Origin of the sequence: Hahella sp. HNIBRBA332, from assembly GCF_030719035.1 — a bacterium.
Lineage (GTDB): Bacteria > Pseudomonadota > Gammaproteobacteria > Pseudomonadales > Oleiphilaceae > Hahella.
This window is the reverse complement of record NZ_CP132203.1, coordinates 6,775,268-6,800,246: the sequence shown is the minus strand read 5'-3', so window position 1 is coordinate 6,800,246 and position 24,979 is coordinate 6,775,268. Positions and strand designations below refer to the sequence as shown.

Sequence of the window (24,979 nt, the reverse complement as noted above, 5' to 3'; positions counted from 1 at the left end):
TTCTATTTATCTGCAAAAGAAAAAACCCTTCGTCCAAATGGGGTTTGATAGGAGGGGGAAATCGGACGAAGGGTAAAACCTCAAATTATATTCTTAGCGCTCTGCAATAAATCCGCCACCCCTTCAAGGCTATTGCCGATCCGGCTTAAGTAGCTGACATTATTGCGCTTTTCATTCGCCACGTAGACTGGCAGCATTTCACCATAAAGGCTCGTACTGATAGTCCTCTGCTCATCTTCAAGAATATCTCTACGAATGGTGACGCCGTAGGGCGCAAACTGCTCTGACAATGCGTCATACCGGTGCAGCAAGTCCTGCCTGGTCATCTGGTATGCATGCTCGCAAACAATACGGCGCGACTGGAAACTGAAGACATTGGAGAAAAACAGTTTAGCGTCATAACGGGCCGGCTCAAACAGCACGATATCCGCATCAGGATACTCGCTTTCATACATCGCCATTCCAGCGCGCATGCGGGAGTAAACCATGGTTCTATATGTCTGCGACCAGATGTTCGGCATCCCTTTGTTCAGCAAGGCGCCCTGAGCCATGGTTCCAGCTTCCACTGCCTGCTGAACGTCTATGGGCACGACCGGGTTTATCGCCAACACCAAATCTGCGCCATCCTCCAACGCGACGGAAGCATGCATCCCCTTCCGCAGGATACCGTCGACATAGTGTCGACCGTCAATCTCCACTGGCGTATAGATACCCGGAGCGGCGACACTGGCTTGCACCGCTTTGGAGATAGGAACGTGATCGTAACCGGGCGAGCCAAAGCGAACGGCGTCGCTGCTCTCAAGGTCCGCCGCAATCAAATACAAACGGCGACTGAGTTTTCTGAAGTCATTGGTTCGCCCCAACAGACTGTAGGAACGCTCAAGGTATTCATGCAAACCTTCGTTTTCAAATAAACCGGAGGGGGCCGCCTGCGCAAGAATCGTCATGGCTTCCAGCAGACTTTGATCGCGAGGGTTTTCGATGAATTTTGCGCAGGCTTCCATCACCAGCCCAGGAATCGAAACAGCTCGACGTAGATATTCGCGTAAAGCGGGTCGGTAAAATACGCCGGGGTGAAAGGGGTGCACATCCGCTTCGTTTTTGACAAATATTCGGCACATCTGCGCCGTGGTCATCTGATTAGCCAAATTCGCTGCGACGAATGCGCCTGCGCTAACGCCGACATAGACGTACAGGTCGTTGAAATCCAGTCCATCTAATGCCTCGTCCAGAGCCCGCAAAGCGCCAATTTCATAGATGCCGCCCAGCGCGCCGCCGCCTCCCAATACCAGCCCGATCTTGGGGCCAGCCTTATTTTTCTCAGGGATTGCCGCCATTAGTTCTCCAACCTTTTAATTTCAGCTCATGCTTGATAGTGCGCGTAATCACTGCGCAGATGGCTTTTCTTGTTATGTGACTTAATTCAAACGCTAGCAGACGGAATTAGAATATTCATACTAAATAAACGTCGTCACGAAAAGCCTCACATGGCGTTATAACGACGCATTTTCCTTTATTCTATCGACACTTTGACGCGTTTAACGCCCAGGCTCATTAAAGCGCCTTTCAGAGTGGTTCGTCACTGAGACTTTGGTTTAGCCGATTAGTTTTGCCGCACCGGACGTGTAAGATGCTCAAACCCGACCTCTTTCAGCGCAAACTCCAGTGTACTTTTTATCACTTGAGGGCTATCCATTATCAACAGCCTGCGTAACAGGTCTTCCGCCCAGCGCAGTGAGATCGAGCGCAGAACGGATTTTACTTTCGGCAGGTTCACCGCATTCATAGACAGCACATCATATCCCATCGCCGTCAGCAGAATGGCGCCGCCGGGATCCCCCGCCAGTTCTCCGCATATGCTCGCCTGTTTCCCGACGGCATGGGCGTCGCAGGCAATCTTATACAGCGCCTGTAATACAGAGGGATGGAAAGAGTGATATAAAGACGCAACGCGCGGATTATTGCGATCCACCGCCAACATATACTGAGTCAGGTCATTGCTGCCTACGGAAATAAAGTCCACTCGCTCAGCAATCTCTTTGACCTGAAAAATCGCGCTGGGCACTTCAATCATTACCCCCACTGGCGGCATCCGCACATTAGCGCCTTCTTCTCTGACCTCGTGATAAACACGATAGATCAAGTGCAACGCTTCCTCTATCTCCGAGATATTGGAAATCATGGGAAGCATAATGCGCAGATTATCCAGGCCTTCGCTGGCCTTCAGCATCGCCCGCACCTGCACCAGGAATATCTCCGGGTGATCCAGCGTTACGCGAATGCCGCGCCAGCCCAGAAAAGGATTTTCTTCACTAATCGGGAAATAGCTCAACGCTTTATCGCCGCCCACATCCAGCGTACGCATGGTGACCATGCTGGGCGCAAAGGCCTCCAGCTGTTCACGATAGCAATCCCGTTGTTCCTGTTCACTGGGAAAGCGGTCATTGATCATGAAGGGCACTTCCGTGCGATAAAGCCCAACCCCTTCTGCACCATGATTCAAAGACCGCACGACATCGGTCATCAAGCCTGTGTTGACCCATAGCGTCATGTGATGGCCGTCTTTGGTGACGCAGGGAAGATCCCGCAGCTCTTCCAGGCCCTTTGATATTTGCTGCTCTTCCTCAACGATTGAGTTGTAGTAGCTCAATAGCTCTGGAGACGGATGGCTGTATATTTCGCCGTTATAGCCATCGATGATGATATCTCTGTCATCCAGCTTGTTAATGGGCATATCTATAACGCCCATTACGCACGGCAACCCCATCGCTCTGGCGAGAATCGCCACGTGGGAGTTACCAGAACCCTGCACCGACACCAACCCCAACAGCTTCTCGCGAGGCACCTCGCCCAACATGGATGGCGTCAGCTCTTCACTGACCAGAATGGTGTTTTCCGGATAGTCGCGCTGCTCATCAATATGCTGTTTTTGCAGATAAGCCAGAACTCTCTGCCCCAGGTCTTTGATATCGACGGCTCGCTCCCGCAGGTAAGCGTCATTGATCGCCTCGAAGTGACGCACGTATTCCTGCACGACAACTTTAAGACTGCCCTGAGCCCAGTTGCCCTCTCGAATGAAGTTTTTCACCTCACCGCTCAGCGCATTGTCATCCAACATGCCCAGATAGACGTCAAACAAGGCCTGCTCTTCCGGTCTCAACTGCGTAGACAGGCGTTCGCCTACCTCTTTGATATCTTGCCGCACTGCTGCAACCGCAGAGTCAAACAGCGCCATCTCCGCTTCAATGTCTGTGCAGGGCTTTTCCGGTACGGCTTTCAGGTCAGCATGAGGGAATTTGACGACACATTTACCGATGGCGACGCCTGACGCACCTGCGACGCCTTTAAAACAAATGTCCCGGGCTTTCTGTCCAGTAAAATTTAACCCGGAGATAATTCCCGTCGCCTCCCCATGAGCGATAACCGCCGCGAGCTGAGCGGAGATAGTTACCAGGAAGGCTTCTTCACTTTCATCAAACAGACGACTGGCCTGCTGCTGAACAACCAATACGCCAAGTACTTTACGGTGATGAATAATAGGAACGCCGAGGAAGGACTTATACTTTTCTTCGCCGGTTTCAGGGAAATAACGATAACGGGGGTGGGCTGGCGCATTGTGCAGGTTTAAGGGCTCTTCACGCACCCCCACCAATCCTACCAACCCTTCGGAATGCCCCAATTTAACCTTACCGATAGACTCAGGATTCAGCCCCTGGGTAGCCATTAAAATATAGTGATTGGTCTCTGGATCCAGCAGATAGATGGAACACACCTCAGTGTCCATCGACTCATGTACGCGTTTCACAATAAGCTCCAACGCCTCTACCAGATTCGGAGCGGCGTTGACTTCTTGTACAATACTACGCAATACACTCAGCATAGGCGGGACGCTTCAACTTTCCTCACGCTTGAACAAGACCGGGGCGAACTCCCTCATCGCCCGTCGATACACCTCTCGTTTGAAGGATACTACCTGCCCGAGGGGATACCAATAGCTGACCCATCGCCAGCCGTCAAATTCAGGTTTGTCCGTGTAATTCGTGCAGATTTCCGATTCATCCGCCAATAACTGCAACATGAACCACTTTTGCTTTTGCCCCACACACACGGGATGAGAGTCATAGCGAATCATTTTCTTCGGCAGGCGGTAACGCAACCAGCCGCGAGTGCCAGCGACAATCTCCACAGCCTCGGGCGGCAGCCCCACTTCTTCTTTTAGCTCTCTGAACAGAGCCTCTTCAGGCGATTCGTCTTTCTTAATGCCGCCTTGGGGAAACTGCCAGGAGTCTTGTCCAATACGTCTGGCCCAGAACACTTCACCACGAGGGTTGCACAGTATGATGCCGACGTTGGGACGGTAACCTTCAGCGTCTATCACGAACTGCCATCCTTATAATTTTTTTCAACATTGTTCCACAATTGAACAGCTGTATACAAATTAGCTTTACTTTAAGGGCTTTTAGCTAACTCTTCTAATAATATATTAGGATTTAGTCAATAAATAACAGAATGTCACCCCGAACGCCCGTCACGCCTCGTTTCCGCTACGGTTGGCCGCTACGGATCAATTTCCTTTATAGTGTACAATTCCCACGCCCATCACAGAGGAGTTTAAGCATTGGCTCTAGCTATTTTTGATCTGGACAATACTCTCATCGCCGGCGACAGCGACCACGCCTGGGGCGATTTTCTGGTTCACAGGGGAATTGTCGATCAGGAAGACTTCAAACGCGTAAATGACGAGTTCTATCAGGACTACCTTAAAGGTCAGCTGGATATCTTCAAATACCTGGGGTTCGCCCTGAGCCCCCTGACCCAGCATCCTCTGGAGCAATTGCATCAGTGGCGAAAAGAATTCGTCGAAGAGTCGATTCGCCCTCTCCTGCTTCCCAAAGCGCTTGAGTTACTCCGTAGTCACCGCGACAAAGGCGATTATCTACTTATCATCACCGCCACCAATCGCTTCGTCACCCAGCCTATCGCCGACCTGCTGGAAGTCGATGAGCTAATCGCCACGGAGCCTGAGTTCATCAACAACCGGTATACAGGCAAAGTCAGCGGCACGCCGAGTTATCAGACCGGAAAAGTGACGCGTCTGCGTGAGTGGTTGCAACACAACCCTTATGATCTGTCAGATGCCTACTTCTATAGCGACTCCCACAACGATATTCCCCTTCTGGAGCATGTCGGCAATCCTGTTGTAGTGGATGGCGACGAGCGTCTATTGCAAACTGCTCGCGAGCGCGGCTGGGAAATCATGAGTCTGCGCCCATGAGAGTGGGCGGACGTCATATTGCGATCCAGCTATTCTTGCTGTGCATCGCATTAACTGCCTGCGATAAAAGCACGGAGCGGAACTCTCCAACTGAATCCTCAGCCCCGCAGCAGAGCGCCACGCCACTCACCGCACAGGAGCAGGCTGACGCCAAAGCGACGGCAGGAGCAGTTGTGTCGCCACTTTGGAGCGCGGCGACGGAAAAACATGACGTCGCCCTGCACGCGATTGAAAAGTTGAATCGAGGCCTACAGCAATTTATCAGTGCGCCGACGCCAGACTCCCTGAAGGATGCGAGAGAGGATTGGATGCAGGCGCACGCGGCGTTACAAGAACTCAAAGTGTGGAGCCAATTGCCTGCAGCGAAAAACTACCTCAAGCACAAGGCGCCTGGAGCGCCATATAATCGCGCGTCGCTTCTGGACGCTGCGCCGCTGTTGGGCGGCTACCTTGACGAAGTGCCCGGCTACCCGAAAAGTGGACTGACCTACGCGGAAGATCTTGAGATAGGCGACGCAACGCTAAGTGAACAGCATCAGTTTGCGGACGAATACTATCTGGTTTACGGAATGCATCCAATTGAGTTCATGCTCTGGTCGCATAGCGATCCTGCACAACAGTCCGCTCGCTTTATCGCGAATGCCGACGCCCCTGATACAGAGCGCCGACGCGAGCTTCTGCGCTTGCAGGGTGAGCGTCTGCTACAGGAAATGACTGAGTTCACCGCCGCTTGGCGGCCGCCTTCCGGAAGTATCTTCCTGAAAGGAAAAAGCATGAGTCAGATGGAAGCAGTGCGGGAAGCCAACCCTTGGCTAATCGCTTTAATCGACTTTATTGACCGAGAAGTGGTCAGCGCCTTGAAGCCTAAAGAGGGCGAACCCGGCTGGCGGTTTCAGGAACACCTGGAGTTCAGTCAGGACGCCGCCCATTTTTGGCGTGGACGAATGAAAGCCATGCAGCCGTTTCTGACTGAGCCCGCATTGTTTACGGACGCCCAGACTCGCAACAGTCTGAAGGAGCTTCGTCTTAAACTGGAGGGCTGCCTGACGGCATTGAGCGCTACCGCCGAGGACAACCAAGAGCAAATAGCCATTTGCGAAAATCAGGCGCTGCAACTTCGAGAACAAATCATTATCCGGTTCGCCGGAAACTAAGTCCGCATTCTTATGGCCGGATGACTCCGGCCATCATACCCTCCAACCAACTTTTACAAGGTCGGCGTAACACGCAGCAGCATGGCCTTGATGTAGTCCGTCTCGGGTATCGCGGGGAGAATCGGATGATCCGCGCCCTGCCCGCCCTGGAATATCAATTGCGCCGTACGGTCAACTTCTCGCGCCGACGCTCGCAGGATGTCTCTCAGGCGCTCAGAAGAAAGATGCATGGAACAAGAAGCTGACATCAGCATGCCGCCAGGAGCCGTCAATCGCAGCGCCATCTGATTCAAACGCTGATAGGCCCGCTCACCTTGTTTTTGATCTTTGCGACGAGGTATCAGTGCAGGCGGATCGACAATCACCACGTCAAACTTTTCTTTTTCCTGACACAGATTTTCCAGCGCACTGAAAGCATCTTCGCGGATAAAGCGGCATGGCGGATTATCCATCTGCAGGCGACAATTGCGCTGCGCCCATTCCAATGCGCTTTCAGATGAGTCGACGAAAGTGACTGATTCCGCACCATTGGCCAGGGTCTGCACGCCCCAGCCGCCAACATAACTGAACAGGTCCAGCACACGCTTGCCTTTCACCCAAGGAAACAGAGCGGCGCGATTGGGGCGGTGATCATAGAACCATCCCGTTTTTTGGCCGCCTTGGGCAGGCGCTGACATGGGTACGCCATTCTCAATCACTTCCAGTGCTTCGATCTCATCCCCAAAACACTGGGTATAACGCTCCAACCCTTCCACTTCACGCATCTTGCCGTCATTCTTCATGATCACAGTGCGAGCGGAGAAATTATTTTTGAGAATATCGACGACATCGTCTTTGAACAGCTCCATTCCCGCCGTGGAGATTTGCGCCACGAAGTCGGAGCCGAAACGGTCAATCACCAAGCCCGGTAGTCCATCGCTATCGCCAAAGACCATCCGATAATGCGGGGTTCCGAACAGCTGACTACGCCACTCGTCAGCCGCCTGCATCCGTTTTTTCAGCAGGGAACGGGATAGAAACAGCTTGGGGCTGCGACTGACGACGCGGGCGCAAATCAGTGCGTGAGGATTAGCAAAGGCCGTCGCCAGCGGTTTTCCCTTCGCGTTTTCGATAACGACCGGCTGCCCGGCCGCTAACTCTGTCAGTGGCGTTTTCTGAATATCGATTTCGTTGCTGTATACCCACAAATGCCCGCTACGAAGCCGCTTGTCGGCATTTTCCCGTAAACGCAATACGCCCGCGTCCATATTCGCCCCTCATTAGTTGCTGCGCCGCTGGCGCTGGTGATTCGATGAAACGGCGCGGATTATAACTGATAAAGCTCTCTCGAAGCCGCTTAATATCGGTCAGGCTCGACATCTTCAACACCCCGGACTTTTTCAGTTGGACTAAACTTAAATTTGCGGCGTCGCATCCGCTGTATTCACATAGGAGTCCTCATGAGCACCGAACTCAACGAAGAGCAGATCCAGCATATTCTGCAGGGAATAAAAATACCGCCGCAGCCGCAAATTCTGGTGGATATTCAAATGGAACAGGTCATGCCCGATCCGGATATCAGCCGAATCGCCCAGCTGATCAGTCAGGATGTGGGGCTCGCCGGCACAGTGTTGAAGTTCGTTAACTCCCCCATGTTCGGTCTATCCAACAAGATTGCGTCCATCGCCCAAGCGGTTTCTCTTTTGGGGCTTAAGAGCGTCGTCAACATCATCAACGGTATTTCCATCAAGGGTGAGATGTCTGATGAGCATATCGTGGAGCTCACCCGCTTCTGGGATACAGCTAACGATATTTCCAGCATCTCCGCCAATATCGCCAAGAAAATTGGTTATCAGTCCCCGGATGAGGCTTATATGCTGGGCTTGTTCCACAACTGCGGTATTCCTTTAATGATTCAGCGTTTCCCCAACTACCTGAAAGTGGTTGAGGAGGCGTACAGCCAAGTCGATAAACGAATCACGGAGACCGAGAACGAACGTCTTAACACCAATCACGCAGTAGTCGGCTATTACACCGCCAAATCCTGGAACCTGCCCAAACATATCTGCGAGGCCATTGCAGAGCATCACAGCGCGGAAAGGATTTTTGCCGATCGAGACAGCCGTAATCCAGAGAAAAAAACCTTACTGGCGGTGCTGAAAATTTCCGAACACATCTGTGGCAATTTCCACGTGCTGGGCAGGCAATCGGAAGACCATGAATGGAACCGCATTCAAAAAGATGTACTGGAGTTCGTTGGGTTAACCAACTACGACGTGGATGAGATGAAAGAGTCGTTTTCAGAAATGGGCGTCAGCGTCAGCAATTACCGCTGAGCATTCGAGAATCATGCCGCGCCCGGGGTCATCCCGGACGCACGCACGAGATATCAAGTCGGCGAATCAGCCTTCTTCCGCTTCACACTGCTCTGTGTATGCTTCGGCATCCATCATGCCTTCCAACTCTTTAACGTCGGCGATCTTGATTTTGAAAAACCAGCCATCGTTGTAAGGGTCACTATTGACCAGCTCTGGAGACTCTTGCAGCGCCTCATTGACTTCCACCACTTCTCCGGTCACCGGCGAGTAGATATCAGATGCAGCCTTGACGGACTCAACCACACCGGCGTTGTCGCCTGCGCCCAGTTCCGCACCGACCTCAGGCAGCTCGACAAACACGATGTCACCCAATAAATCCTGAGCGTGATCGGTAATGCCTACAGTCACCACGCCGTTGTCTTCCAACAACACCCATTCGTGAGTGGGGCTGTATTTCAGTTCGCTTGGAACGCTGCTCATCTTTTGACCCTTCTTTGTCAATTCATTAGGTTAATATTCGGGTATTTTATACGGACATAATTAGGTTTGCGTTATTAAAATCCTTTTATCGTCATTTCTGGATTGTAGACGATAGAAAAAAATTTACGATACTTGGCAAAACCCGCTCAAAGTCTTCAAATTCGTGCGACCCGCCTGGCTGCACCCAAAGCGCGCAGTGGGCGAATTTCAACACCGCCTCACGGTAATTCAAAGTGGCGTCGCCAGTCTGCAGCAAGGCATAAACGCGCTCTCCTGTAACCGGAGGAGGAGAATCCAGCGCCAGCAACTCATCCATGTGATGAGGCTCCAGCACGTACTCTTCGCCCGTATAAAGGTTTTTATTCACCCCCAGATATTCTTCCAGCAAATCATAGGGCCTGACTGCCGGATTAATCAATGCCGCGGAGACACCATATTTATGGTGCAGATAGGCCGCGTAATAGCCCCCCAGAGAACTGCCGATCATCCCCAGCGGCCTGTCGCCATCAACGAAGTACTCTCTCTCCAACCGCTCCATCGCCGCTAAAGGTGAATAATGCAGTTCGGGAATAGCAAGTTCTATGCTTGGATGATGTTTGGCGAGCCATCGCTGGCTGCGCTGCGCTTTATAAGATTGCGGAGAACTATTAAAGCCATGCAGATAAAGAATAAAGGAGTGATGCATTAATACTCACAAATTAGCGGGAGCCATCATGACGGAAGCAAGAGCGCGTGCTCAATAGCCTTTGCTGGAAAGGTCGACCTCAAACTCTATATGACTGGCCCGCACCACGGAAGTCTCCACCCGGCCATCCGGATACAGTTTCAACCAACGATAGCCGGGCGCCAGACTGTCCACCGCGAAGTCCTCGCTGTATGGCTTGAATTGCACACAAGTGGACGGCGTCGCCAGTAGCCGCACGCCGTTGCGCATCTGGTCATACTCCTGGTGTATGTGCCCCCAAAGTATCAATCGAACATGATCATAGGAGTCAATGACTGAGAAAAATTCATCCCGGTTATGCAAACCGATGGTATCCAGCCACGCGCAGTCAACATCGACTGGGTGATGATGAAAGCAGATGATCACGTGTTTGTCCTGGTCTTTCTCCAGTTCCGCTTTCAGCAACTGCAACTCTTTTTTGGCTAACTTGCCGTATACCTTGCGTCGAACAGAGGAGTCGAGAAAGATTAGTTTCCAGGGGCCAAACGTTTTCACCTTGGCCAGACACTCGGGATCCTGCACCGCTTTGGCCATGACGCCAGGATCATCATGATTGCCGGAGAACCAATAGATCGGACATTGAAACGGCAGCATTTTTTCATGGAAACACTTATACGCTTCCGTTGACCCATCCTGCGCAATGTCGCCGGTGGCAAGCACCAAATCCGGGCTTTGATGATTCGCGCGCACAAGCGACAAAACCGCATCCAGGCTACGTCGGGTATTCATACCCAATAGAGTGCCGTCCGGTTCCCGCCGCAGATGGGAATCCGTTACCTGAATAACGGTTAACGCTTGGTTGTTGTCTGACGCCACCTCATCATCCGCCGCAGTCTGAGTGAGTTGTTACGAGAAAATCCTTTTGCTTACTTATAAAAAATATATGCCGGATATGGACATTTTCCAGTTAGTCAGTCACATAATCCTTGAAATTTGTGTTATTTCACAACAATCAGACATTTTTAGGCCCGTCACCGGCTGTCTACTCGTCCCTGAATCAGCCGGCTAACAATGAGCCGGAGGGATTATAAGTTTCTCAGCTCTTCCGTCGAATGACCATGATGCAGACAATAATTCAGCCACTCGGAAAGAAACTGGTTTAGTTGCAGTTTTTCATCAGGTAAATGCATTTTGCCGTTAGGATAATCGTTCACCGCCTCTACTCGGGCGTGATTCACCGCGCTAATGACTTCCGCCATACGTGCGTCATGATATATCCGAACCGTTAACTGAGGGTTGTTCACCCACCGACCGATCGCGTGAACCTGTTCCAAAAACAAGAGGTTAGTATAACGACTGGATTCCAGCACCTTTATACGGATTAACCCCAGATAGGCGGCATGATTATGCAGCGAATAGGTGACCTCCGAGCCGGCTTCCCTATCGGCGACGAGCTTGCTCAGGCGAAAGTAATTCGCCTCACAGATAGCTCCGAATTGGGCGATGTCTGGCACGTACCGTTGTTTCACGCATTCTCCTTCGTAATGGAAGTATTCATCATCTCATAAAAACTCGCGCCACTCGGCGAACAATTGCTCGCGGTTCAATTGCAGCCACTGTAACGCAATGATCCCTGCTGCATCCTTGATGCGACCGCTTCCCATCCATGCATAGGCCTGCTCGCGACTCACCACATGCACACGAATATCCTCTCCTTCATGGGGCAATCCATACAGCCCTTCAACCCCTTCCGCATTCACCAAGCCACAATACAGGTCAATGGCTTCTGAGCTTCCGCCAGGAGAAGGCAGATAGTGGTGAATTTTGCGCAAGGCCTTTACTTCCAGCCCCGCCTCTTCCTGTGCTTCGCGACACGCAACGCTTTCCGGCGTCTCACCTTCCTCATTGATGCCCGCCACCAGTTCCATCAACCAGGGCGAAGAGCCTTCATACAGGGCTCCAATACGGAACTGTTCACAAAGCACTACCTGATCGCGCACCGGGTCATAGGGAAGCATACAGGTGGCGCCGCCGCGCACAAACAGCTCCCGGCGAATAGGCTCAGACCAGGAGCCTGCGAACAATTTATGCCTGAGTTCGAGTTTCTGGATAGAAAAGAATCCCTGATAGCCAATCTGCCTGGAGATTACTTCCACATCGTCCCTACCAAATTGGCTGTCCGCCGGCAGTTTCTGGGTATCCTGCTTCACCTTTCACCTCTCACTCATGTATACGGATTTCGTATCGCCCTTTCTGGCGCGGGTTTTCGCTCAGATAAGCGCAATCATTTCATGTTAAACCATTTTCGATTGCAATGGCTTTACGGCTTATTGCCCGGACTTAAAGCCGCCAAGATTTGAGTTCAAAGCGAGTTAGCAGTGTAGACCATGCAACGCCACCTCACCCGGGCGCTATTGCGCGGAGCCTATAAATAACCGAAGATAGCGCCCCATGTAATCACCGTATACATACGTAATGATTTATTTCCTCACTTCGTGATCTAATGAGACGCATTCTGCGTTAAACTGTGCGGCATTTTTAATTCATACGAATTTTCAAGTGTTTACTCCACACAACCCGGACTGTTAAAGAGGGGTGCCCGACGTTATGTTCCGACCAAGCAAATTGCTTATCTCAATCGGGGCGCTATGCCTTAGCGCCTCCACTCAAGCCATGGATCTCGCCACCGCCTACAATAAAGCCCTGCAATACGACTCTGAGCTGGCGGCCGCTTTGGCGGGAAGAAATGCGGAAGCAGAAAGTGTCATTCAAACTCGTGCAGATCTGATGCCCAGCGTCGGCGCCGGAGCCAGCGTCGCCCATCATGATGTGGACACTCGGCTCACCCCGGATGACAGTTACGTCAGCCAAGGCGGCGAAGTCACATTGACTCAGCCATTGTTGAAGCTCGACACCTACTACAGCTACCAAGCCAGTAAATACTCCCGTAATCGGGCCGATGAGGACTTGCGCAGCGCAGAGCAGGATTTACTGTTCCGCACCGCCGATGCGTATTTCGGCGTGCTGCGCGCCTGGGACAATCTGATCACAGCCAAACGCGCCGAAGAAGCTTTTCAGCGCCAATGGGAGCAAGCGAAAGAGCGCTTTGAAGTCGGACTTATCGCAATTACAGAAGTCCATGAGTCGAAAGCAACCTATGATTCCGGCAAAGTGTCCCGCATCAACGCACAAGGGCAACTGGATGTCGCACTGGAGAGCCTGCAGCGCATCACGGGCGATTATACCGATACCGTACAGGTGCTCAGTGAGGGCTTCCCTGTCGTACAGGTATCGCCCGACTCTGCCGTGAAGTGGGAAGAAATCGCTTTCGCCAACAACCCTCAGGTTTTGGCGGCCAGCTGGAGCGTACAAAGCGCTCAGAGCAGCGTTTCCGCACAAAAAGCCGGCCATTACCCGACCCTCGACGCTAAGGCGAGCTATGGCTTCAGTGAGTCCGACGGCCGTGGCGCAGCGGATGAACGCAGCAATGATTTGTCCGTGTCGTTAAATCTTTCAGTTCCCATCTATACCGGTGGAGCAACCCAGTCCGGGGTGCGCCAGGCAAGCTATCGTCTGGAACAGGCTGAGCAGTCATTGAACACCGCGCAGCGCAATATTCGTCTGCAACTACGCAGTCTTTACCGGACTCTGCAAACCAATATTGAATCGATCCAGGCTCGCAGACAGGAGATCATTTCCTCCGAGAGCGCCCTGCAAGCGACTCGCGCCGGCTATGATGTCGGAACGCGCAATATCGTTGAAGTTCTGGACTCAGAGCGTCGCTATTACGCTTCCCTCAGCAACTACGCCAACGCGCGTTACGACTTCGTGCTGAACACGCTGTCGTTCAAGCAAACTGCTGGCGTCTTGTCGGTCAACGACATCAATGAGCTGAACAAATGGTTGGCGGAGCCAGTCAACGTGCTGACCCGTTAAACCCTCTGCAAGCATTAAAAAAGCCGCACTGAGTTGCGGCTTTTTATTTATTCTGGTGATCAGCTTTCGGGCGCTTGCCGGAGGACGCCTTCCAGCAATCGATCCAGGGCCCCACGATTATCAATGACGACGTTAGACGCCGCCTCCCCCATACGACGCCGAGCAGCTTCATCGCCACACAACGCCAACAAAACATCTCCCAGCGTTCCCCGCTCAACAAAACGCAGTCCTTGCGCCTGCTCCAGTTGCGCGCAAATATCCGAAAAATTGAACACAGCCGACCCCATCAGCACAGGTTTACCCACCGCTGCAGGCTCCAACGGGTTATGCCCTCCCGTATCGACCAGGCTTCCTCCGACAAAAGCCAAGTCTGCGGCGGCGTAAAAGCGCAGCAGTTCCCCCATGGTGTCGCCGAGCAAAACCTGCGTCTCCGGGGTCACAGTTTCATTGCTACTGCGTCTGACCATGCGCAAACCAGCCCGCAGGATATCCTCGCTCACTTTATCAAAGCGCTCAGGATGCCTGGGAACGATCACCAGAAGAGCGTCAGGATGATGCGCCAGCAGTTGTTGATGCGCAGCCAGAATCACAGAGTCTTCGCCCTCATGGGTGCTTCCGGCCACCCATACAAAGCGTTTGGGTCCACCCCAATCGTCCCGAAGCGCCAAGCTCTGTGCGCGTAGCTCGTCACTGACGCTGATATCGAATTTAATGCTGCCTGTGACGCTGAGACGCTCCTGGGGTAAGCCCAGGGCCACAAAACGGCCGCCATCCACAGCGTTTTGCACCGCCACCCAGGACAGTTTCTGCAGCATTGGTCGGGTTATAGCGGAGACTTTGCCATATCCTCTGGCGGAGCGCTCTGAAAGCCGCGCATTGGCCACCATTGTAGGTATGCCCTGCGCAGCACACAAAGCAATCCAGTTAGGCCATAACTCGGTTTCCATAATGATCAGGGCGCACGGATTCAGGCGACGCAGAAAGCGCACAACAGGCCCGGGAAGATCATAAGGCGCGTAGACATGAAATACGCGATCGCCAAATAACGCTTTCACCCGCTCCGACCCAGTGGGCGTCATGGTGGTCACGATAATAGGACGTTCCGGATGCTCTTTCAGAAGGCGATTCACCAACAGCGCCGCCGCAACCGTTTCGCCAACGGAGACACTGTGAATCCAGAGCGGCCGCTGTGCGAACACTGGCGCGTTGAACCATCCTAAACGTTCCCGCCAGCGCAGCCGATAGGCGGGCGCCGCACGACCTCGCCAGTATAGACGGGCTAGAATTAGAGGAAGTATCAGGTAATAAATGAGTGTGTAAAGGAATCTCGCCATGTCGCCGCTCTTTCAAACCGGAGGCGAGTTTAGCACAGCGTCGGAGGAGCCATCAGGCTTTTAAATCTTGTTCATGATGCTCGCGGCGGGTTTGGGTTCGGTCTGACGAACAGCTATAATGGCGCGCATTTTTCGTAATGGAGCCACCGAATGGCAGAAACTCTAGAGACAGATGTCGTCATTATCGGCGGGGGAATCGCTGGGCTATGGCTGAACTATCGGCTTCGCAAAGCGGGCTATAGCACGCTGCTATTGGAGAAGAAAACCCTGGGCGGCGGACAAAGCGTTCGTTCACAGGGCATTATTCATGGCGGCGCCAAGTACACCCTCAACGGCGCGCTAACCACCGCCGCTAACGCCATTTCGGAAATGCCGGATCGCTGGCGCGCCTGCCTCAAAGGCGAGGGAGACGTGGATCTCAGCTCCGCTCGCGTGCTCTCCGAATATCACTACATGTGGTCCCGCGACCGTCTTGTTTCCAAACTGACGGCGTTCTTCGCCAGTAAGGCCGTACGCGGCAAAGTTTCTGGAGACGCCTCCATTGAACGTCCCGCCGCATTCAATACGCCGGATTTCCATGGCAACTTCTACGCACTGAATGAATTAGTACTGGACGTCCCCACAGTAATCAATGCACTGATCGCCCCTTTCAACGATGGTATTCTCCAGTATGACTGCACCCAGCCCGGCACATTGGTGCAGGACCAAGGGGAAATCGTGGAGATGCACTTGGTCGGCAAGAACAAACGCGTGCGTGTCAAGGCCAAGCGCTTTATCCTCGCAGCGGGAGAAGGCAATGAAAGCGTTCTGCACGGCGCCCAACTGCATCGCCCCGCCATGCAGCGCAGGCCCCTGCACATGGTGATCGTACGCCATCAATATCCGCACCCGGTTTACGCGCATTGCATCGGAGCCGGCTCCAAGCCATTGCTGACCATCACCACCCACTACATGCAGGACGGCCAGCCCGTCTGGTACTTGGGCGGCAATCTGGCGGAAACCGGGGTAGAGCTTGATCGCGAAACGCAGATCAATTCCGCCAAAACCCTGGTGAAAGATCTTCTCCCCTGGATTGACCTTGGCGAATCCCGCTGGTCCAGCTTCCTGATCCATCGAGCAGAGCCTCAGCAAAAAGGCATGCTGCGTCCGGATACCGCGTTCGTTCACAGTGAAAAGAATATTCTGACCTGCTGGCCAACCAAACTGGCGCTGACGCCGAATCTGGTCGACACCGTCATGGCGCAACTGCAGGCGGACGGCGTCGAGCCCGGAACAGCAAGCGATCTGGGAACCTTAAGCTTCCTTCCCCGCCCCGGCATCAGCGCGCCAGTGTGGCAGGAGATGCTTTCATGAAATATCGTCCGCTCGGCGACACTGGCATTGAAGTCAGCTTGCTCGGTTTAGGCACAGTGAAGCTGGGTCGTGATCAGGGCGTAAAGTACCCCACCGCCTTCAAAATTCCTGATGATCAGCAAGCCCTGGCGCTGATTGGCTTGGCGGAAGACTTGGGGGTCAATCTGATTGATACGGCGCCGGCTTACGGTTCCAGTGAAACCCGATTGGGCGGGCTGCTGCAAGGCCGCCGCCAGCGTTGGGTGATTTGCAGCAAAGTAGGTGAAGAGTTCGTTGACGGGCAGTCCTATTTCAACTTCACGCCAGAACATACCCGAATGAGCGTCGAGCGCAGTCTGCAACGGCTGCGCACAGACTATATAGACATTGTGCTAATTCACTCCGATGGCGATGACATGGCGATTCTGCAGAAAGAAGGCACGCTGCAAGCCCTGGCGGAACTAAAGGCCAAAGGAATGATTCGCGCCATCGGGCTCTCCGGCAAGACGGTGGAGGGCGGTATCGCCGCTCTGCAACAAGGGGATGTCGCCATGGTGACATACAATTTGGAGTATCAGGAAGAAAAGCCCGTGCTGGACTATGCGCAGGCGCATCAAAAGGGAGTTTTGATCAAAAAGGCGCTGGCCAGCGGCCATATCTGCGTCGGCCCTCATGAGGATCCATTGCGGAAAAGCATGGAGTTTGTATTCGCCCACCCCGGCGTATCCAGCGCCATTATTGGCACCATCAACCCCGAGCATTTCAAAGAAAACGTGCGCGCGTTACCTCTCTGACGCGCGCCGTTCTCAGCCTTCTCTTCCTATCCCTGCGCCAGCACTATCCCTGCGCCAACAGACTGCGCAAATCGATAATGGCCGCATTCGCCCGGGAGATGAACGACGCCATGGTCAGTGAGTGGTTGGCCAATACGCCAAAGCCGCTGCCATTCAGAATGACCGGACTCCAAACCGACTCCTGAGTCGCCTCCAGCTCAACAATAATCTGACGCAGACTGACGACCGCGTTCTTATCCCGCAACACATCGCCGAAATCCACCTCAATGGCTTTGAGTATGTGAATCAACGCCCAAGCGGTGCCGCGCGCCTCATAAAAGACATCGTCAATTTCCAGCCAGGAAGTCTTCAGCTCCACCTCGCCCTGCCCCGGCGTGGACTGCTTCGCCGCCTTGTCGCCAGCCAGCGCCATATCCAACTGCCGTTTGCCGACGCTTTCACTCAACCGCTGCGACAAGCTGCCAAGGCGAGTCTCCACATCAGACAGCCAGTTGCGCAGGTTGTCTGCACGGGCGTAAAACTGGGCGTCAGGTTTGTTCGGATCAGACAAGCGGTTCAGGTAGCTGCGTAGCGCTTTCAATCCACGACGGTATTCATCTTCCGTGGAGGGAATCACCCAGGAACGACTGTCAAAGTTAAACTGAGGTTCCGCCACTGTCAGATCACGGTCTTCCGTCGACTGACTCTGTGAACGGCTGATATCTTTACGCAAGGCGCGGCTCAGATCTCTCACTTGCACCAGCACGCCATATTCCCAATGGGAGATGTTGTCCAGCCACAAGCCGGGAGGGAATACATCGTTGGAAATATAACCACCGGGCTTTTCCAGTAACGTATCAACCAGAGTGATAAGCGTCGCCGTGGTCGTGCTGCCAACCACCAGCGGGCGGTTCTGGTCCGTCACCACACTTCTCGCGTTGGGGCCCACCTCAAACAGCTCCGGTTCGTCACTCCAGTACCAGCCCACAAACAATGCGACGACTAAATAAACGCCCAGAGCGCCGCCAATCAATTTAGCCAAAAAACCACCTCCCACGTAATCGCCGAGTTCTTCTCCGCGTTCATTAAAAAAGTCTTTTATCGCCTGCCACATAGATATTGCCGCTCCTCGCAATCTTCAAGCTCCGCCGCTCACGGCGCCGCCATATGTGGCGGGCTTTCCTGAGGCCGAAAGAGATAATATCCCATTGCGCCGTCCACCCCGAGCTGCACCAGACTGTCCCAATCCTCCTGGGACTCGACGCCCACGCCAATGACTTTAATGGCCTGTGAGTGCGCAATCTGCACGATGGAGCGCAAATAAAACTGATGTCCCTGATCTTTATGAATATTTTTCACCAGACCCGGGTCGATTTTGATCATGTCCACCGGACAACTTTTCAAATACCCGAATGGCATACCGGTGGAGCCGAATCGGCTGATGACGATACGGAAAGCCAGTTCATTACGCAACTGTAACAGACGATCAAACCCCGCCCAGGCCGCCTGCAATGCGTGTTCGGAAACTTCCAGCAGCAAGCGCGGACATTGTGCGGGAAAACGACGTAATATCACGCCAACCATATCTGCGAACTCAGCCGACTGCATACTGGATACCGCCAGACTGACACAAAAGGCAGCATCCTCATGATGCTCCGCCAATCTGGTCAGCGCATCTTCCAGCACTTGCGCGTCGACTTTCAGCGCGAGATTAAAGCGGTCCGCCATAGGAAGAAATTCCGCCGCCGCCAGCACTCGTCCCTCCATGTTCATGCGCACCAGCGCCTGATGGAACAGAAAGCTTCGAGAGTCGTCGCTCAGAACTGGCTGAAAGTGCAAATAAAACTTCTTCTCCGCCAGCGTCGACAACAAGATGGATTGCCATTCCGTCGCCGTAAGCGGTTTTTGCCCTCCTTCGCGTCCGCCGCTGCGTCCCTTGCGCCATGCGTTCGTACAGGATTTCTGCGCCACCCGCATCGCGAAGTCCGCCACCGACAGCACCTGCGCCAAGGGAGTTCGCCCCTCTGTATTGACCACCCCTATATGCAAGCGGTTAGAGCCGCCCCAGCTCTTGATCAACGGCAGTGATGTCAACCTCTCCAGCAAACGCTCCGCCACAGTTTCCGCACGATTGTCCGTCAAGCCGCTGAGAAAAACGGTGAAGCAACCACCGCCACGCCGGCCCACATAACTACCGATATGCGACAGGCACTCGTCATGGATAACTTCCGCCATCTGCTTGAGCAGCGCATCTCCCTGCTCTCTCCCAAACTGGTCGTTGTACTCAGACAGGCCTGACAGCTGCGCCAACAGCAGCGCGCCGACGCTGTCGCCATCGTCTCCCGCCAAAGCCGCCTGCAAGCGATTATCAAATGACTGCCGGTTCAGCACCCCGGTGACGGAATCCAGCAGCGCCAGTTTGCGCAGCGACTCAATGGTGGCCACCTGTTCTTCGAATGAGCGCCGCAAATGGTCCGCCATACTGTTCACCGCCAACGTGACTTTCGCCAGCTCACGAGTGCCCGGAATCGGCAGCGAGACATCGAAATGTTTATCTTCTATCCGATGCGCCGCTTGCTCCAGGCGCTGCAAGGGGCGCAGCAGGCTGCTCAATAACAAATGGAAAGCCGCAAAGGCAAACATCGTGACGACCGCAAACCAAACTAATTGATTACGCAGTGTCGACCAGAGTTCCCGATAGGCGATGCCAGGATCGCTTTGCACCATCAAGCGCCCAACCGGGCTCCAGCCAGCGATAACATCCGCCTCTCCTACTGGAGCCTGCAGATCGAGCCAGCGCACGAACCATTTCGGTACGCCTTCCAGGTCCTTAGAGCTGGTTCGCGCCACTACCGAGCGCCCTTCTTGATCCAGAATGCGTATGCCTTGATAAGCGCCCGAGTCAAAGATGGCGTCAACCATGGAAGACGCAACGACCCAGTCCTGCGGATCCGCCACATGAGAAACGGACAATCCCAACGATGTGGCGGAGTCTCTGGCGTGAGACTGTAGCTGATCCTGCAGGTACAACTTCTTCTGCCACAAATTAAGGCTGAACACGCCCCCTAACAAAATCAACAACATCGTGGAGATCAGACCCAGCATCAGCACTTTGATCGATCGTTTGTCACGCAATGCTTTATTATTATCAGTCATGGCGACTCCGTCGGAGTTGATCACAGATTCAGCGCCTTCCGCTCAAACCGCCCGCAGTTGACGCTTAAAGGTTTGCGCTACTACACAAATGCACAAGAATTTACATACACATACAGTTTACGACTATATTTAAATAAAATTGCCAAACTATACTGAAACTTATATCAATACGTCCTGGCTTGAATTTTGTACTTGTAAATCAGGCGCATAGAAGAAAGACAAACTGGTTGCAACCACTAATGGAAGCGGATTTACCCTCTCTATGACCATAGAAAGTCAACGGGACAAACTCAAGCAGCACTTTGCCGGCCGTGTAACGACGCAGGCGCGCATTGTCCTGGAAGCATGGCAACAGTTGAAGCAAAGGAACTGGCAGGACAAACAATGGTTTTCCGATTTCCAGCTTGCAACCGATAAATTGGGCCGTTACGCAGCCCGTTTCGACATGACGGATCACCTGTGCATCGCACAGTCGATCAATACCAGCCTCAAAAGCATCAGCCTGCGCAAAACCCCCGTCACTACTGCGGATATCCTCGCGGTGGAGCAGCAGGTCATGCAACTGGCGACTGTCACCCAACGCAAAACCGATCGCACCGACAGCAGCGCCAACCGGACTTATCTGCGCTCACCAATCTATTTGGCCTTAAATCAAAAAGATCTGGCGCAGCGCATCGCGCAGCAAATGCAGTTTTTTGGCTTCCGTGGTGAATTGTATTCCTCTCACGACACCCTGCAGGCGGCGACTCAGAAGAATAAACCTGAAACCATGATTGTCGACGTGGATTTTGGCGGCGAGAAAAATGCCGGGATCGAGCTGATCAAACGCATCCAGGCCAATCATGAGACGCCCATTCCGGTCATGTTTATCTGCCCTCGTGAGGGCGATATCAAGACCCGCCTGGAAGCTGCGCGTTGCGGAGGTGAAGAATTTGTTGAACGCACCCTGGACGCGGCGCAACTTATCGAGAAAGTGGAGACTTACACTCGCTCCAGCGCCCATGAGCCCTATCGCATCATGGTGGTGGACGACTCCAGAGCCCAGGCTGCGTTTATGGAGAGCACCCTGCGCAAAGCGGGCATGACCGCCAAGATCATCACCGACCCAATGCAGGTTTTGATTGCTCTGGATGAGTTCTCTCCCGAGATCATCATCATGGACATGTACATGCCGGGCTGCACAGGAACTGAGCTGGCTAAAGTGATCCGCCAGCAGGACAAGTTCGTCAGCGTCCCCATTATTTATCTGTCCGCGGAAGATGACATCAACAAGCAGTTGCACGCGATGAGCCTTGGCGGCGACGATTTCCTGGTGAAGCCGATCAATCCCCGGCATCTGATCGCCACTATTCACAACCGTGGGCGGCGAGCGCGCACATTGCACGCCATGATGATCCGCGACAGCCTGACTGGACTCTACAATCACACCCATACGCTGAATCTGCTCAGCATGGAGATCAACAAGGCCAATCAGACCCGCGAACCGCTCAGCTTCGCCATGATGGACATCGACTACTTCAAACGCATTAACGACACTCATGGCCACCCCGTTGGCGACAGAGTGTTAAAGAGTATGTCGCTATTCCTTAAACAGCGACTGCGAAAGACCGACCATATTGGCCGTTACGGCGGAGAAGAGTTCGCCGTCGTGCTCCCCAATACAGACGAGTGCGACGCAAAAAATATGATGAACGACATTCGTGAACGTTTCGGAGAGCTCATGCACCCCACCGAGAGCGACACGTTCAAAGTGACGTTCAGCTGCGGTATCGCCGCTTATCAGGCTGGCAACACTCAGCAGGTGCTGGCGCAGAAGGCGGATAAAGCGCTTTATGAAGCCAAACACGCCGGCCGGAACTGCGTGAAAGTGTTCAGATAAGCTCAAAGGCTCTGAACTCACCGGTTTCCAGCTATCGTGGAAACCGCCTACAACAATGCGCTTATTGTGTTTTAAACCGAAGTATCAAAAATAGTTCACAGGACTGGGTTAAATTGCCACTGTCGCCGCCATCATGACGGCGACATAATAGTTCCCGCCAAGTACGCGAACGCCCTGTTTTTTCTGGGAAAAACGCATCCATTTTCGCAGACGCTGCGCTACTACCAAAGTATGACCGCAAAGTGCGGCAATCTGCTTGAATATAGTAGACAAAAGAGTCAAACTTCCGAAATCTTGCTTTTATTACACCTTAAATATCCGACATATAAGGACAAGACGCCATGGCAAGCATTCTAGTGTTGCACGGCCCTAATTTGAACTTATTGGGAACGCGCGAACCGGAAATTTATGGCGCAGAAACCTTGGACGATATTAATTTCCGCCTGACGGAAATCGCCAGGCAGGCAGGCCACCATCTGCTGACGCTGCAAAGCAATGCAGAATACGAATTGATTGATCGCATCCATGAAGCCAAGAAAGAAGGCGTGGATTTCATCATTATCAATCCAGCGGCCTTTACCCATACCAGCGTGGCGCTACGTGACGCCCTTCTCGGCGTAGGCATCCCTTTTATTGAGACGCACTTGTCCAATGTGCACGCCCGTGAGGCGTTCCGCCACCACTCCTATTTCTCCGATGTCGCCGTCGGTGTGATATGCGGATTCGGCAGCCAGAGTTACGAACTCGCTTTACAGGCCGCCTTTTCAAAGATTACCGGAAAATAAATTACGAGAGCCTATGATGGATATCAGAAAAGTAAAAAAGCTAATTGAACTGATTGAAGAGTCAGACATCGCCGAAATCGAAATTAAAGAAGGCGATGATTCCGTACGCATCAGCCGCCGTTTGGCTGGCGCCGAGCCTGTATACGTTTCTTCTGCGACAGTGGAAGCCCGTCCGGCCGCCGCACCTGTCGCCGCTGCGGCTCCTGCGGCGGAAGTCGACGCCGGCCCTCAATATAATGGTCATCTGGTCAAGTCGCCTATGGTTGGCACCTTCTACCGCGCCCCATCGCCCTCCGCGCCAGTGTTCGCTGAAGTTGGACAAACCGTCAAAGCAGGCGACGTACTGTGCATCGTCGAAGCAATGAAGATGATGAACCAGATTGAAGCGGACAAGTCCGGCACGATTGAAGCCATTCTGGTGGAAAACGGACAACCGGTGGAGTTCGACCAGCCGCTGTTCTCGATTGTTTAAGAGCCCCTATCCGGGCTCTTCCCGCCCAGCGGGACATCCTGATCATTCCGGCGCAAGCCGGACGGCAATGTTTTTTTAGGGTACTCCTACCATGTTGGAAAAAGTGCTTATCGCCAATCGAGGCGAAATTGCGTTACGCATCCTGCGCGCCTGTAAAGAGTTGGGCATTAATACCGTAGCGGTGCACTCAAGCGTGGATCGCGACCTGATGCATGTACGACTGGCGGACGAATCCGTCTGCATCGGCCCGAACAGCCCCACGGACAGCTACCTGAATATTCCCGCTATTATCAGCGCTGCGGAAGTCACTGACAGCGTTGGCATTCACCCAGGCTACGGCTTTCTGGCGGAAAACGCCGATTTCGCCGAGCAGGTGGAGAAAAGCGGCTTCGTCTTTATCGGTCCCAAGCCGGACACCATTCGCCTGATGGGCAACAAAGTTTCCGCCATCCAGGCCATGCGCAAAGCGGGCGTGCCGACAGTGCCAGGCTCCGACGGCTCCATCACTGAAGACAAAGAACGCACGCTGGAAGTCGCTCGTAAAATTGGCTACCCAGTCATCATCAAAGCCGCTTCCGGCGGCGGTGGACGCGGCATGCAAGTGGTCAATAGCGAAGCGGCGTTGCTGAACGCTATCCAGCTGACGCAAAGCGAAGCCAAGGCCGCTTTTGGCGACCCCACTGTCTATTTGGAGAAGTTTCTCGACCGTCCCCGCCACATTGAAGTACAGGTGCTGGCTGACGGACAAGGCAACGTTATCCACCTGGGCGACCGCGACTGCTCTCTGCAGCGCCGCCACCAGAAAGTACTGGAGGAAGCCCCGGCTCCGGACGTCGATCCTGAAGCCCGCGCCGCCACACTGAACGCCTGTGTGCAGGCCTGTCTGGATATCGGCTACCGTGGCGCCGGAACGTTCGAGTTCCTGTACCAGGACGGACGTTTTTACTTCATTGAGATGAATACGCGCGTTCAGGTTGAGCACCCCGTATCAGAGATGATCACTGGCGTCGATATCGTCAAAGAGCAGTTGCGCATCGCCTCCGGCATGCCTCTGTCCATCAAGCAGGAAGACATCCAGTTCCGCGGTCACGCCATTGAGTGCCGCATCAACGCGGAAGATCCACGCACCTTCACTCCCAGCCCCGGAACCGTGACGCATTACCATGCGCCAGGCGGCAACGGCGTGCGTGTTGACTCCCATTTATATAGCGGATATAAGGTTCCCCCTTATTATGACTCACTGATCGGCAAGGTGATTTGCTGGGGCTCCAACCGCAACAACGCACTGGATCGCATGAACAATGCTCTGGACGAAATGCTGGTGGAAGGCATCAAAACCAATATTCCTCTGCATCGCCGGTTAGTGACCGACGCAGGCGTACGCCGTATGGAGTACACCATTCACTATCTGGAAAAGCTGTTAAAAGCTTGATTTGAGGAAC

At 53.5% G+C, this 24,979-nt stretch carries 22 protein-coding genes; 10 read left to right on the top strand and 12 right to left on the bottom strand.

All coding sequences use genetic code 11. The features are described from left to right. Positions 1–80 precede the first annotated feature (80 nt). From O5O45_RS30245 to rppH, 3 genes are all read right to left on the bottom strand, one after another. Positions 81–1,337, bottom strand: a complete 1,257-nt coding sequence (locus tag O5O45_RS30245; protein ID WP_127973468.1) for a patatin-like phospholipase family protein — start codon at positions 1,335–1,337, stop codon at positions 81–83. A 266-nt stretch (positions 1,338–1,603) separates the two neighbouring features. Further along, positions 1,604–3,880 carry a phosphoenolpyruvate--protein phosphotransferase gene (gene ptsP, locus O5O45_RS30240; RefSeq protein ID WP_305902976.1) on the bottom strand — a complete coding sequence of 759 codons (2,277 nt, stop codon included), beginning with the start codon at positions 3,878–3,880 and terminating at the stop codon, positions 1,604–1,606. 12 nt (positions 3,881–3,892) lie between these two features. Continuing rightward, positions 3,893–4,378, bottom strand: coding sequence for an RNA pyrophosphohydrolase (gene rppH, locus O5O45_RS30235; protein WP_216738669.1), 486 nt, complete (start codon positions 4,376–4,378; stop codon positions 3,893–3,895). Between the two features lie 240 nt (positions 4,379–4,618). On the opposite strand from rppH, the gene O5O45_RS30230 reads away from it, so the two are divergent. Both O5O45_RS30230 and O5O45_RS30225 read left to right on the top strand, forming a co-directional pair. Continuing rightward, complete coding sequence (locus O5O45_RS30230; protein WP_305902975.1) at positions 4,619–5,275, top strand: histidinol-phosphatase; 657 nt, start codon at positions 4,619–4,621, stop codon at positions 5,273–5,275. Beyond that, complete coding sequence (locus O5O45_RS30225; RefSeq protein WP_305902974.1) at positions 5,272–6,429, top strand: imelysin family protein; 1,158 nt, start codon at positions 5,272–5,274, stop codon at positions 6,427–6,429. The genes O5O45_RS30230 and O5O45_RS30225 overlap by 4 nt, the downstream gene beginning before the upstream one ends. 53 nt (positions 6,430–6,482) lie before the next feature. Here O5O45_RS30225 and O5O45_RS30220 read toward each other — a convergent pair whose 3' ends face one another. Then, a complete protein-coding gene (locus tag O5O45_RS30220) occupies positions 6,483–7,676 on the bottom strand; it encodes a class I SAM-dependent rRNA methyltransferase (protein ID WP_305902973.1) in 1,194 nt (397 codons plus the stop codon). 192 nt (positions 7,677–7,868) lie between these two features. Between O5O45_RS30220 and O5O45_RS30215 the strand changes: the two genes are divergently transcribed. Continuing rightward, positions 7,869–8,744 (top strand): HDOD domain-containing protein, encoded by an 876-nt coding sequence (locus O5O45_RS30215; RefSeq protein ID WP_305902972.1) that lies wholly within the window; start codon positions 7,869–7,871, stop codon positions 8,742–8,744. 66 nt (positions 8,745–8,810) lie between these two features. Here O5O45_RS30215 and gcvH read toward each other — a convergent pair whose 3' ends face one another. The 5 genes from gcvH to nudF form a co-directional block, all read right to left on the bottom strand. After that, positions 8,811–9,206: a glycine cleavage system protein GcvH gene (gene gcvH / locus O5O45_RS30210; RefSeq protein ID WP_305902971.1), complete on the bottom strand. Its 396-nt coding sequence runs from the start codon at positions 9,204–9,206 to the stop codon at positions 8,811–8,813. A gap of 91 nt (positions 9,207–9,297) precedes the next feature. Further along, a complete protein-coding gene (locus O5O45_RS30205; protein WP_305902970.1) occupies positions 9,298–9,891 on the bottom strand; it encodes a YqiA/YcfP family alpha/beta fold hydrolase in 594 nt (197 codons plus the stop codon). A 51-nt stretch (positions 9,892–9,942) separates the two neighbouring features. Beyond that, a complete protein-coding gene (cpdA, locus tag O5O45_RS30200; protein WP_305902969.1) occupies positions 9,943–10,746 on the bottom strand; it encodes a 3',5'-cyclic-AMP phosphodiesterase in 804 nt (267 codons plus the stop codon). A 209-nt stretch (positions 10,747–10,955) separates the two neighbouring features. Further along, entirely contained in the window at positions 10,956–11,399 is a 444-nt protein-coding gene (locus tag O5O45_RS30195; RefSeq protein ID WP_305902968.1) for a DUF1249 domain-containing protein, read from the bottom strand. 33 nt (positions 11,400–11,432) lie between these two features. Then, positions 11,433–12,080, bottom strand: a complete 648-nt coding sequence (nudF, locus tag O5O45_RS30190) for an ADP-ribose diphosphatase (protein WP_305902967.1) — start codon at positions 12,078–12,080, stop codon at positions 11,433–11,435. A 397-nt stretch (positions 12,081–12,477) separates the two neighbouring features. Between nudF and O5O45_RS30185 the strand changes: the two genes are divergently transcribed. Continuing rightward, the gene (locus O5O45_RS30185; RefSeq protein ID WP_305902966.1) at positions 12,478–13,806 is read left to right on the top strand and encodes a TolC family outer membrane protein; all 1,329 of its coding nucleotides are present in this window, start codon (positions 12,478–12,480) and stop codon (positions 13,804–13,806) included. Positions 13,807–13,865: 59 nt separating this feature from the next. On the opposite strand, the gene waaA is transcribed toward O5O45_RS30185, so the two are convergent. Next, positions 13,866–15,140 carry a lipid IV(A) 3-deoxy-D-manno-octulosonic acid transferase gene (waaA, locus tag O5O45_RS30180; protein WP_305902965.1) on the bottom strand — a complete coding sequence of 425 codons (1,275 nt, stop codon included), beginning with the start codon at positions 15,138–15,140 and terminating at the stop codon, positions 13,866–13,868. Positions 15,141–15,290: 150 nt separating this feature from the next. Between waaA and O5O45_RS30175 the strand changes: the two genes are divergently transcribed. Together O5O45_RS30175 and O5O45_RS30170 are read left to right on the top strand one after the other, a co-directional pair. Further along, entirely contained in the window at positions 15,291–16,493 is a 1,203-nt protein-coding gene (locus O5O45_RS30175) for an NAD(P)/FAD-dependent oxidoreductase (RefSeq protein WP_305902964.1), read from the top strand. Next, positions 16,490–17,266, top strand: coding sequence for an aldo/keto reductase (locus O5O45_RS30170; RefSeq protein ID WP_305902963.1), 777 nt, complete (start codon positions 16,490–16,492; stop codon positions 17,264–17,266). The genes O5O45_RS30175 and O5O45_RS30170 overlap by 4 nt, the downstream gene beginning before the upstream one ends. A 43-nt stretch (positions 17,267–17,309) precedes the next feature. On the opposite strand, the gene O5O45_RS30165 is transcribed toward O5O45_RS30170, so the two are convergent. Continuing rightward, positions 17,310–18,359, bottom strand: a complete 1,050-nt coding sequence (locus O5O45_RS30165) for a DUF2333 family protein (RefSeq protein WP_305902962.1) — start codon at positions 18,357–18,359, stop codon at positions 17,310–17,312. 38 nt (positions 18,360–18,397) lie between these two features. Continuing rightward, on the bottom strand, positions 18,398–20,401 hold the full coding sequence (locus O5O45_RS30160; protein WP_305902961.1) for an EAL domain-containing protein: 2,004 nt from the start codon (positions 20,399–20,401) through the stop codon (positions 18,398–18,400). 262 nt (positions 20,402–20,663) lie between these two features. On the opposite strand from O5O45_RS30160, the gene O5O45_RS30155 reads away from it, so the two are divergent. The 4 genes from O5O45_RS30155 (at position 20,664) to accC (ending at position 24,969) form a co-directional block, all read left to right on the top strand. Next, the gene (locus O5O45_RS30155) at positions 20,664–22,280 is read left to right on the top strand and encodes a GGDEF domain-containing response regulator (RefSeq protein ID WP_305902960.1); all 1,617 of its coding nucleotides are present in this window, start codon (positions 20,664–20,666) and stop codon (positions 22,278–22,280) included. A 341-nt stretch (positions 22,281–22,621) separates the two neighbouring features. Next, positions 22,622–23,065 (top strand): type II 3-dehydroquinate dehydratase, encoded by a 444-nt coding sequence (gene aroQ, locus O5O45_RS30150; RefSeq protein ID WP_127973487.1) that lies wholly within the window; start codon positions 22,622–22,624, stop codon positions 23,063–23,065. A gap of 16 nt (positions 23,066–23,081) precedes the next feature. After that, the gene (gene accB, locus O5O45_RS30145) at positions 23,082–23,537 is read left to right on the top strand and encodes an acetyl-CoA carboxylase biotin carboxyl carrier protein (protein ID WP_305906257.1); all 456 of its coding nucleotides are present in this window, start codon (positions 23,082–23,084) and stop codon (positions 23,535–23,537) included. 91 nt (positions 23,538–23,628) lie between these two features. Then, positions 23,629–24,969: an acetyl-CoA carboxylase biotin carboxylase subunit gene (accC, locus tag O5O45_RS30140; protein ID WP_305902959.1), complete on the top strand. Its 1,341-nt coding sequence runs from the start codon at positions 23,629–23,631 to the stop codon at positions 24,967–24,969. Positions 24,970–24,979 lie beyond the last annotated feature (10 nt).